This is a genomic window from Bacillus sp. DNRA2 (assembly GCF_012843265.1).
Classification (GTDB): domain Bacteria; phylum Bacillota; class Bacilli; order Bacillales; family Cytobacillaceae; genus Bacillus_BU.
Genome location: NZ_JABAIT010000024.1, coordinates 48,687 through 59,491, shown reverse-complemented (window position 1 = coordinate 59,491; position 10,805 = coordinate 48,687). Strand labels below are relative to the sequence as shown.

Annotated in this window: 10 protein-coding genes and 1 other annotated feature; all 10 genes read right to left on the bottom strand. The window is 41.0% G+C overall.

What is annotated here, in order from left to right:
* Nucleotides 1-276 precede the first annotated feature (276 nt).
* Nucleotides 277-585 carry a rhodanese-like domain-containing protein gene (locus HHO41_RS17975; RefSeq protein WP_169101225.1) on the bottom strand — a complete coding sequence of 103 codons (309 nt, stop codon included), beginning with the start codon at nt 583-585 and terminating at the stop codon, nt 277-279.
* A gap of 98 nt (nt 586-683) precedes the next feature.
* Complete coding sequence (gene leuS / locus HHO41_RS17970) at nt 684-3,098, bottom strand: leucine--tRNA ligase (RefSeq protein WP_169101216.1); 2,415 nt, start codon at nt 3,096-3,098, stop codon at nt 684-686.
* An 82-nt stretch (nt 3,099-3,180) separates the two neighbouring features.
* Nucleotides 3,181-3,400: a binding site (T-box leader), on the bottom strand.
* A 144-nt stretch (nt 3,401-3,544) separates the two neighbouring features.
* Nucleotides 3,545-4,735, bottom strand: a complete 1,191-nt coding sequence (locus tag HHO41_RS17965) for an MDR family MFS transporter (protein WP_169101205.1) — start codon at nt 4,733-4,735, stop codon at nt 3,545-3,547.
* Between the two features lie 236 nt (nt 4,736-4,971).
* Nucleotides 4,972-6,417 (bottom strand): ammonia-forming cytochrome c nitrite reductase subunit c552, encoded by a 1,446-nt coding sequence (locus tag HHO41_RS17960; protein WP_169101203.1) that lies wholly within the window; start codon nt 6,415-6,417, stop codon nt 4,972-4,974.
* Nucleotides 6,410-6,934, bottom strand: a complete 525-nt coding sequence (locus tag HHO41_RS17955; protein ID WP_169101201.1) for a cytochrome c3 family protein — start codon at nt 6,932-6,934, stop codon at nt 6,410-6,412. The genes HHO41_RS17960 and HHO41_RS17955 overlap by 8 nt, the downstream gene beginning before the upstream one ends.
* Before the next feature lie 63 nt (nt 6,935-6,997).
* Nucleotides 6,998-7,501 carry a TlpA family protein disulfide reductase gene (locus HHO41_RS17950; RefSeq protein ID WP_169101199.1) on the bottom strand — a complete coding sequence of 168 codons (504 nt, stop codon included), beginning with the start codon at nt 7,499-7,501 and terminating at the stop codon, nt 6,998-7,000.
* Nucleotides 7,502-7,516: 15 nt separating this feature from the next.
* A complete protein-coding gene (locus HHO41_RS17945; RefSeq protein WP_169101197.1) occupies nt 7,517-7,864 on the bottom strand; it encodes a hypothetical protein in 348 nt (115 codons plus the stop codon).
* On the bottom strand, nt 7,861-8,226 hold the full coding sequence (locus HHO41_RS17940; RefSeq protein WP_169101194.1) for a hypothetical protein: 366 nt from the start codon (nt 8,224-8,226) through the stop codon (nt 7,861-7,863). Before HHO41_RS17940 ends, HHO41_RS17945 begins: the two co-directional genes overlap by 4 nt.
* Before the next feature lie 53 nt (nt 8,227-8,279).
* Nucleotides 8,280-8,750 carry a cytochrome c-type biogenesis protein CcmH gene (locus HHO41_RS17935; RefSeq protein WP_169101192.1) on the bottom strand — a complete coding sequence of 157 codons (471 nt, stop codon included), beginning with the start codon at nt 8,748-8,750 and terminating at the stop codon, nt 8,280-8,282.
* 5 nt (nt 8,751-8,755) lie between these two features.
* Nucleotides 8,756-10,735, bottom strand: a complete 1,980-nt coding sequence (locus HHO41_RS17930; protein WP_169101190.1) for a heme lyase CcmF/NrfE family subunit — start codon at nt 10,733-10,735, stop codon at nt 8,756-8,758.
* Nucleotides 10,736-10,805: the final 70 nt, after the last annotated feature.

Here is a 10,805-nt window from a genome sequence, read left to right as displayed (position 1 = left end):
TCACACTATTTCTTCTCTTACTCATAGTGGACTCCTCCTCTTAACTAAATTGTACTCCTACTAAATTTAGGTGTCCAAATCAGTTAAGGGGCTAAAATGATTTTTGGTGTTTATCCGACGTTTTGTGGTGTTTATCCGACGTTTTTAAGCTTTTATCCGCTTTTCGACAATAATCGACACACAATCACGCGCCCTTACACCCCCTCCCTCGCCCTTCTCCAAACAGAAAAAATCCCGATCCACCACTTAGGACCGGGATTCGAACACTATTAATCTCTAAAACATTAACTCGCCTTTCCACTCAAGCATTCCGCCGACCATATTGCGAACCTTAACGCCATGGTCATGCAGGAACCAACCAACCGACTCGCTGCGACGGCTTGAGCGGCACACAAGAATATACTCTTTGTCGTCCTCGAAATAATCGAGATTCATCGCGACATCGCCCATCTTAATGTGCTTTGCACCAGGAATCATTCCTTGGGCAACTTCTTCATCCTCACGCACATCAACGATTTCTAATTTTTCGCCGGCTTCTAGCTTTTGTTGTAGCTCTTCAGGTGTAATAAGATTTAATCCTTCCATCCCAATCGTCCTTTCTTCAATCAAGCGGGAGACCTCACCATACAAACAAGGTCGCCCACCTCGACATTTCACAGCCCAAGGCTGTTACCCCTTAAAATTTAATTTGCAACAATGTTCACGAGCTTGCCAGGTACGGCAATCACCTTGCGAACAGTTTTTCCGTCGATTTGTTCTTTTACCTTGTCATCGTCCATTGCGATTTGCTCAAGCGCCTCGCGAGATGCATCAGACGGAACAAATAGTTTTGTTTTTACTTTACCATTGATTTGGACAACGATTTCTACTTCGTCATCAACTAGCTTCGCTTCATCATATGCAGGCCATGCTTCATATGAAAGGGTACCTTCGTGACCAAGCTTTTCCCATAGCTCCTCAGAAACGTGTGGAGCAATTGGTGCAAGCATTTTCACAAAGCCTTCAGCAAAATGCTTCGGTAAAACGGTCACTTTGTAGGCTTCATTAATGAATACCATCATTTGTGAAATCGCGGTATTGAAACGAAGTCCTTCATAATCCTCAGTTACCTTCTTAACAGTTTGATGGTAAACCTTTTCTAATGTTGCATCATCGCTGTCGCCTATTTTAGAACTTAAGTCCCCGTTATCTTCAACGAATAAGCGCCAAATTCGATCTAGAAAACGACGTGAGCCGTCTAAACCATTTGTTGACCAAGATATTGACGCATCAAGTGGTCCCATGAACATTTCGTATAAACGCAATGTATCAGCACCATGGCTTGTTACGATATCATCTGGATTGACGACGTTGCCTTTTGATTTACTCATTTTTTCATTATTTTCACCGAGAATCATTCCTTGGTTGAATAACTTTTGGAATGGTTCCTTCGTTGGAACGACACCGATATCATATAAGAATTTGTGCCAGAAACGAGCATACAATAAATGAAGAACGGCATGCTCTGCCCCACCGATATAAATATCAACTGGCAACCATTCATTTAATTTTTCCGCAGCTGCTAATGCATCTTGGTTATTTGGGTCGATGTAGCGCAAGTAATACCAGCAGCTTCCAGCCCACTGCGGCATGGTGTTCGTTTCGCGACGACCTTTTTTGCCAGTTTCTGGGTCAACCACATTAACCCATCCATCGATAATGGCAAGTGGTGATTCTCCTGTACCAGAAGGCTTGATTTCGGTTGTTTTTGGTAAAACTAACGGAAGTTCTTCCTCCGCAACAGCAGACATCGTACCATCTTCCCAGTGAATAATTGGAATTGGTTCACCCCAATAACGCTGACGGCTGAATAACCAGTCACGTAAGCGGTAAGTTACCTTTTTCGTACCAATTTCTTTTTCCTCTAACCAGGCAATCATTGCGGTAATTCCGTCAACTTTGTTCATTCCATCCAAAAAGCCGGAATTAACGTGCGGACCATCAGCTGTGAACGCTTCTTTCGTTACATCACCACCAGCCAATACTTCAACAATTGGCAGTTCAAATACTTTTGCAAATTCATAGTCGCGCTCATCGTGTGCCGGAACGGCCATAATCGCACCGCTACCATAGCTCATTAACACATAATCAGCAATCCAGATTGGCATTTTCGCATCATTCACCGGGTTAACCGCATAAGCACCAGTAAACACGCCTGTTTTTTCTTTTGCTAAGTCAGTACGTTCCAAGTCGCTCTTGCTCTTAATTTTATCCAAATAAGCCTCAACGGCTTCACGTTGCTCAACTGTTGTGATTTCACTTACTAACGGATGCTCTGGAGCAAGGACGCAGTAAGTTGCCCCAAATAACGTATCCGGGCGAGTCGTAAACACAGTAAAGTTTTTCTCATGACCAGCAATACCAAAAGTTACTTCCGCACCTTCAGAACGACCGATCCAGTTGCGTTGCATTTCTTTAATGCTCTCTGGCCAATCTACTTCTTCAAGATCTTCTAAAAGGCGGTCGGCATAGGCAGTAATACGAAGCATCCATTGCTTCATTGGACGACGTTCAACTGGGTGACCACCGCGCTCACTCTTACCGTCAATGACCTCTTCATTTGCTAAAACGGTTCCTAGTGCTGGGCACCAGTTTACGGCAACCTCATCAATATAAGCTAAGCCACGCTTATATAATTGTAAGAAAATCCATTGTGTCCATTTATAATAGTTAGGGTCAGTCGTATTCACTTCACGATCCCAGTCATAGGAAAATCCTAGCGCCTTGATTTGGCGACGGAAATTATCAATATTTTGCTTAGTGAATTCTGCTGGGTCGTTACCTGTATCGAGCGCATATTGTTCAGCTGGTAAACCGAACGCATCCCAGCCCATTGGATGTAAGACGTTATAGCCTTGCATCCGCTTTAGTCTTGATAGGATGTCAGTGGCTGTATAGCCTTCTGGATGTCCAACGTGCAAGCCTGCTCCTGATGGATAAGGGAACATGTCTAGCGCGTAAAATTTGCGTTTGCCTTTTTCTTCACTTGTTCGGAACGTTTTGTTGTTTTCCCAATACGTTTGCCATTTTTTTTCAATCTCCTGATGATTGAAGCTCATCGGTCTTTCCTCCTAATTTCTATATGTATAGTTTTTTTATTTTTCTTACTGTATAAAATTACAAAAAAACCCCTCATCCCAAAACAGGGACGAGAGGTCTGATTATATCTCCCGCGGTACCACCCACATTAGTGTATACACACTCACTTCATACATCCTTAACGCGGAAAACGGCAGGCACTACTAGTCTTTCACACCTGCGACTCAAAGGCGAGTTCATGGAGGGCCTGGTTGACTTGCACCGAACGTCAACTCTCTAAAACAGGCTTACTGACATTACTACTCCTTGTCCATGTCGATTATCAAACTATAACGCTATTGTATAAAATTTCCCCTTTACATGCAAGTCACATCAAGCAAGCACTTTAAAAGGTACTACTTATAGTATGCTGGGCGTCACAATCGGTGCAGCTAACTTTCTTTATTTTTTCAAAATAACATCCTTATTACGATGCTTTCATTGAGATATTATTCTTGTTAGTTATTTTTCGATCAAAGCTGAAAGTGGTAATGAGCGATAGTAAAAATAACCCGATCATCACGATAAATAGTGTCTGCATATTGTAAAAATCAACGAGCATTCCGCCGATGATTGGTCCAAGCATTCTACCACCTGTTGCGGCGCTATTAGCGATTCCTTGATAAAATCCTTCCTTACCAACTGGTGCCAATTTATCGGCAATCGTCGGGACAGCAGGCCAAACGAGCATTTCACCAATTGTCATGATGACCATGCCGATAGCAAACCCGGCAAAGCTCTGAGCAAGTGAGGCTACTAAAAAGGCCACGGCAAAAATGATCGTGCCGATGACAATTTGCGACTTAACTGTTTTCGCAAAGCTTATCACCAGTCTGTTCAAAAATGGCTGCCCTAATACGATTAACGCGCCATTTATCGTCCAGAGATAGCTATATTCTCGTAAACTGATTCCTAATTCTTGGGTGTACGGTGCAACGGTTGCCTGCCATTGACTGTAGCCAATCCAACAAAGCATGTAACCTATGCATAGAATGAATAACGCAGTGAGCTGAGCGTTAACTTTGCGAACCTTAGAAGCGGTCTGTTCCTTTGCCACATTGACCGCCTCAGGACGATTGATGCCTTTATAGCCAAAGAATGCAATGATTAGAAAAATAGCATACAAAATGGCGTTGGCTATGAAAATCCACTGAAATGAAATCGCAGCGACGATTCCACCTAAGCTTGAGCCAATCGCTACCCCTAAATTCGAGGCCACATAGATGGCGTTAAAGGCGCGGCGACCACCTTCCTTCCAAACCGTTCCGGCCATCGCATACATTGACGGAAACACAATTCCCGTTCCTAGACCAATAATCGTTAAAAAAATGACATAAGCTGGCCAACCATTCCAGCATGACAATCCAATCAGGGCGAGCAAGGTTATCACAATTCCTAATAAGATTGATCGATATCCTCCGAATTTGTCAAACAGGCGGCCACCTAACAAATTGCCAATTACGCTAGCACCTGAATTAAGCATCAAAACAACTCCGGCAATCGTCAGCGATTTTCCTAAATGTTCATGAATGTAAATTGAATTCAACGGCCATAGAAATGAAGCGCCGGTCACATTGACCGCCATTCCAATGACCAATAGCCAAACTGCGCGAGGCATAGCAAATTTCTCCTTCATATGAAAAGCGCAAGCACAAAATATGCTTACGCTCGACCATTATATTTTTATATTAAAATAATATTATTCCTTTTCCAGCAGCTTGGCAATACATTTTCCCACCGTCATAATCTTCAGTTTACAAGTGATTTTCCCCATTGACATTGTGATAATAATTCGTCACAATTTAGACAAAGAAAACACCAGGTAACTGCCATTACCCAGTGTTTCTAATTTTATTATTTTTTTGGTGCAGCAGGTGCTGCTGGAGGCTGTTGAGCTGGGAAGTAAAGATTAATCGCATGATCTTTCTTCTTCATATTGTCTGTCTCACCGAAGACAGCCTCTTTTGCCTTTTCAATTTCTCCATCTAATTCCGCAAGGCTTACACCTTTTTTCACTAACTCTTCAGTTGCAATCTTAATTGCTTTATTTGACTCAGTAATAGATGTTTTTAATGAATCCATAGATCCTTGAGGATTGTGGAATCCTGCAGAGTTTTCAGCTGCAATGATATCCCAGAACCATTGACCTTTACGAACATGATTTTGAGCTTCTTTGATTTTGTCTGCGCTAACGCCAGAAATAATCATTTTGTTTACATAGTAATGTGCTTCTGTTGAAACATCTTGTGCTTCATGTAAAGCAGATACGTTTGTTTCTTGAATTTCTTCCACTGTTTTTCTTAATTCTTCTAGGTCGCGGTTAGTATGGCATGTTCCGCAAGAAGTATCCATCGTCTTAAGTGGTGAAGTCCAGTAGTGTGAGCTAATTTTCTTTTTGCCGTCAACACGCTCATATGGCATATGACAATCTGCGCAAGTTACACCAGCTTTACCATGTGGACCTGACATGTGTGTTTCAAACTCAGGATGCTGTGATTTTAATGTTGGTGTACCAGAAACGTTATGAATCCAGTCTTTTTCAAAGCCTTCTGCTTTTGCGGTAGTTTCATAGTATTCATACATATCTTCAGGTTTGAAACCGTCATCCCATGGATACGTTACTTCACTTGTTTTCGCGTCGAAGTAGTACTCTACGTGGCATTGACCACATACATAGTTACGCATGTCGTTCTTTGTAGCTTTTGACAAGTCATAACCTGCTGCATCCATTGCTTTAACAAAGCTTGGACGAGTAACACGTAAATCCATTGTTTCAGGGTCATGACAGTCTGAACATCCGATTGGTGAGTGACCCATGCTCTCAGCTTTAGGCCAAATTTCACTATTAAAGTTAGCTCCCCAATAGCTCTCGCCCATTTCTTCGATCATGTGTGGAACAGCTGTAGATTTACATGTTAAACATGAACCTACTGATTTATCAGTAATACGAGCGATTGCACGAATATCTTCGTTGGCATAAATGTGGCCACGCTCTTCATTATATTCAGTCGCAAATCCATATCCATTAAATAGGATTGGTAATAATGGTTCTTTATCCTCTTCAAACTTGCTTCGTTTTTCAGACCCACCGTATTTTGTATCTTCCATTTTTTCATTCTTTTTGTAGCTGTCGTATTGAAGCGGGAATAAATCCTTAAATGCTTCATTGCTAATTTCATCTTTTGATAAGCCCGTCTTCAACTCTTTGGCATTTTTTGTCTGTTCAGCGTCAGAGCAGCCGGCAATTAGCATCACAATAGCGACTAAGGCTAAATAAATCCAATGATGTTTCCTAGCCATTGTCCACAGAACCTCCCTTATTTTCTAATAACTCTCCCGATTTTGGTGCTTTGTAGAAATCTTCTGTTTTAAAGCCTTTTCCATGCGGTACAGATTGGTGACATTTTGTACAGCTTTCCTTTGCATCATGAGAAACATTATCTAAAGTGCTACTATGGCAGCTTACACAGTTGTGATTGATTGCTTCCTGTGAGCTTTTTGTTGGATGCAATACTTCAGGAATGTCTTTTTCACCTAATGAATTAAAATAGACATGTCCTAAACCTGATTTCGCTTTGAATGTATATTTGCTTACTAACGAATCGTGTGGTAAATGACAATCACCACATGCTAGTTCAGCATGAGTAGAATCAACGAAAGAATCGTGTACGTTGTTCATAATATGACAACTCTGACAAAAATCCGGAGAATCCGTATACGCAAGTGTTTTCACCGTTACCACCGACGCGATGATCCCAACAAACAAACCAATTACAAGCAGTAAGCGTTTATCTATTGCCAGCAACTTTTTCAACATGTTTTTCACCTCCCCAGCAAATTAAAAATATCTATTAAAACACTAAACGTGCTCTAACCACAGTTATTGAAGCTTCTTAATCAACTCGATTAATTTCTTTTTCGTTGTCGGTCCTGAGAACCGCTCAACTATGATTCCTTTTTCATCAATAATGATTGTTTCCGGTTGTCCTACAACATTGTAGCTTTTCGCCGCTTCTTCTTTTGTGTCAAGCAGATATGTTAGCTTCGAACCATTTCCGTCGATGTATTTATTTACGCGATTACTTGTTTCACCTTTTGCTAAGATGAGTAGCTTTGCATCTTGATATTCGTTTCCAAATGCCTCTAATTCTGGCGCTTCCTCAAGACACGGAGCGCACCAGGTTGTAAAGTAGTTTAGAACTACCATTTCTCCTTTAAAATCAGAAAGTTTAACTTTCTTGCCAGAAGTATCCTTTAAGGTGAAGTTCGGAGCCTTGTCACCAATTTCGGCATTAGTTGCTTTGCCATTCAAACCATTTAATAGAAGGCCAATGAACAGGCTAGCGACAAGTACTACCGTCAGTTGTATGATTTTTTTCTTCATTTATAAGACCACCTTTTAGGTGTAATAAAGTAAATCGAGATTAACCTTGTCCAAATGCTTTTTGTATTCAGTAAGCTTTGTTTCATATTTCGAATCGGTTAGCTCACCAGCAAGTTTTTGCTGTTCAAGCTCGGCGATTTTTCGTTCAATAACTTGCTTTCTAGTCATTAAATGCTGAAATTGTTCTTCTTCCTGATCCTTTATAGGTTCATCTGTTGGCTTCATTCTTTTTAGAAAAAATAATGCTATTCCTATTAAGGCTAAAATAATCAAGACCCAATGCGGATTCAGCGACTGTAAGCCTGGGGTTTGAAACCAGAATCTAACCAACCATTCTGGATGAAAGGGAGGTAACTGAGTCATCCGGCATTCCTGCCTTTCTTATTACGAATTTCCTGTAACTCGAGTAAAATATCTTCATCAATATAGGGTGCCGCATCGGTTTCAATGCGGATTTGCTGCTCTTCCATCTTTAAATACTCAGCAGCCATCATTTGATAGCGCTGTTTCAAATGTAAGAAGTCTGCCTCAGTTATTTTTTTCATTAAAAAATCCATTTCCAATTCATTTACCGCGGCATAGATTAATTCGATTGAGATTTCCTGCTCATGTCCTGCTAATGCTTGGCTGACAGCTCCCTCCCGTTTGAAAAAGGGGGCTGCCATGAAGTAGAAACAAATCATCGTAACCATTGAACCGACGAGCAAATATACGTAATCTGTCATGACGTCCCTCCTAGCGACTGTCGGCTTAGAATTAATACGAATGAGGTCAAATGTTAAAAGAACTTGCGTCGTTCTTCATCCATCGTTCGCTCAAAAATTTCGCGATCGGTATCGCTTTGCCATACTAAATCTTCTTCTTCTCGTTTTGCTGTTTTAAGAGTGAGTTTTCGTACCCAAACTGTCACGACTGTAATCCCGACAATAAGTGCGCCTATTGGCATAACCCAGGCTAATATTCCTGTAAAGTCACTGCCAGGTGTTCTTAGGGCTGCTTGACCATATTCATCTACATATGATTGAATAATTTCTTCTTCTGATTGACCCTTATTTAACATGTCGATTACTTCATCGTAGTAAACCTTTTTAACACTGCATGTTGACAGCTCATGATCGGCATGCCCTTGCATATCCAATTGATCAATCACTTGGTGAAATTCCTTAGAATTTACGGTAAAACCTGCCTGCGAAAGCGTTGGAATCGTTAGGACCAACCATAAAGTTGCAATCACGATTTTTTTCTTCAAGTGTGTCACGCTCCTTCCGCTTGCTTGATTGGTTTCAGGTTTAAGCGATGAAGGGTTGTTTTTCCTCCGATTAAGGCAACTGCAATTCCAAACACCATGATGATTCCGCCAATCCAAATCCAGCTTACAAATGGATTTACTTTTACTAAAAAGGTAGCTTTATCACGATCTTCCCAGGAACTTAATACTAGATACAGATCCTCTTTCCAATTTGTCTTAATTTCAACTTCAGTAGTAGGCTCGTCCCAATTTGCGTAAAAAATCTTCTCTGGTTTAATTTTCCCTAAAGATTTGCCTTGATATTGTAACGATAAATCAGCGTGTACAATATCATTTCCCCCATCGGAATTCTCGGAAAGACCGTTAAAAGTAAGCACATACTCACCGATTGTGAAGCTTTCTCCCTTTTTCACTGTTTTCATCACCTGATCAGAATAAGCATGGGATGAAATGACGCCGACGGCTAAGATTGCAATTCCAATATGGACTAAATACCCACCATAGCGACGCTGATTCCTTAGGGTCAACCGGAAAGTTGCCGTGAAAAGTCCTTCCTTTGTTGCTTTTCTTCGTGCCCGAACTCCACGATGGAATTCTTGAATGTGGGTACAAATCATAAACACACAAGCTGACAAACCGACAATCGCAAACACTCCATGAAACCCGTAGATGAAAAGTCCGATTGCAAATATAAGTGTAACCATTATCGGACCAAGCATATTTCTGAAAAATCGATTCAATGCTGCTTTTTGCCATGCTATCAGTGGACAAACCGCCATTAGAATGATTAACCCTAGAAGAATCGGCGCCATTACCTTATTAAAATAAGGTGCGCCAACATTAACCTTTGTACCCGTTAATGCCTCAGAAATTAGCGGGTACATCGTTCCCCATAACACGGCAAAGGCTGCAACGATTAAGATGAGATTATTGATTAAAAAGCTGCTTTCTTTTGAAAAATAGGACTGGAACGGGCTACTTTCCTTTTTAATTAGCTGATAACGGCTCATGACGATGTATAGAGAGAAAAGCGTCATAAACGATAAGAAGATAATAAAATAGGTGCCAAGGTCCGTATCGCTGAAAGCATGAACACTTGTTAAAATCCCGCTGCGTACCAAGAAAGTTCCAAATAGAGTGAGCAAATATGATATGACAATTAAGCTAATGTTCCATGTACGGAGCATGTTTTTCCTTTCCTGAATCATCACTGAATGCAGGAAGGCTGATGCGGTTAGCCACGGTAAGAATGATGCATTCTCAACTGGGTCCCAAGCCCAATAGCCACCCCAGCCAAGCTCTAAATAGGCCCACCAACCACCGATAATATTTCCTAAGGTTAAAAATAACCATGCAGTTAAAGTCCAGCGTCTCGTTAGTTTGATCCACTCAGCATCCATTCGCTTCATGATTAATGCAGCAATACCGTATGCAAATGGTACGGCAAGGCCGACATAGCCTAAATAAAGAGTTACCGGATGAAGAACCATTCCTGGATTTTGCAGCATCGGGTTTAAACCTTTGCCATCGGGTGAAATTTTATCAGACATATCAAACGGATTGACGCTAAAGATCAGAACGATAAAGAAGAAAAACAAGTTCAGTAACAAAATACTTGAAACATAAGGGATCATGTCGTTTTTCTTCTTTGTTAAGACAACCATTCCGGTATATACCGAAAGCAAGAAGGCCCATAGTAACAAAGATCCTGCATTACCTGCCCAAAAGGCTGATAGCTTATAAACCATTGGGAGCTCGAGATTAGTATAGGCTGCAACATATTTATATTGAAATTGGCTTGACCCAAGCATATAAAGGAGCAGAAATGCTGCGATACTTGCGACAAACGTTACCGATAAGATCCCAGCTTTTGCACTATCCATCCATTTTGGACTCTGCTTTTTTATCCCAATAATGTTGGCGATTAAAGCATATAAGGAAATAATCATTCCTAAATACAACGTAAGATTTCCTAATATATACATATTTGGCACCTGCCTGTCGTGTTAGAGTAAATGTCCTTTGTGAAATCTGGTTGACTGGACAGAACCAAAA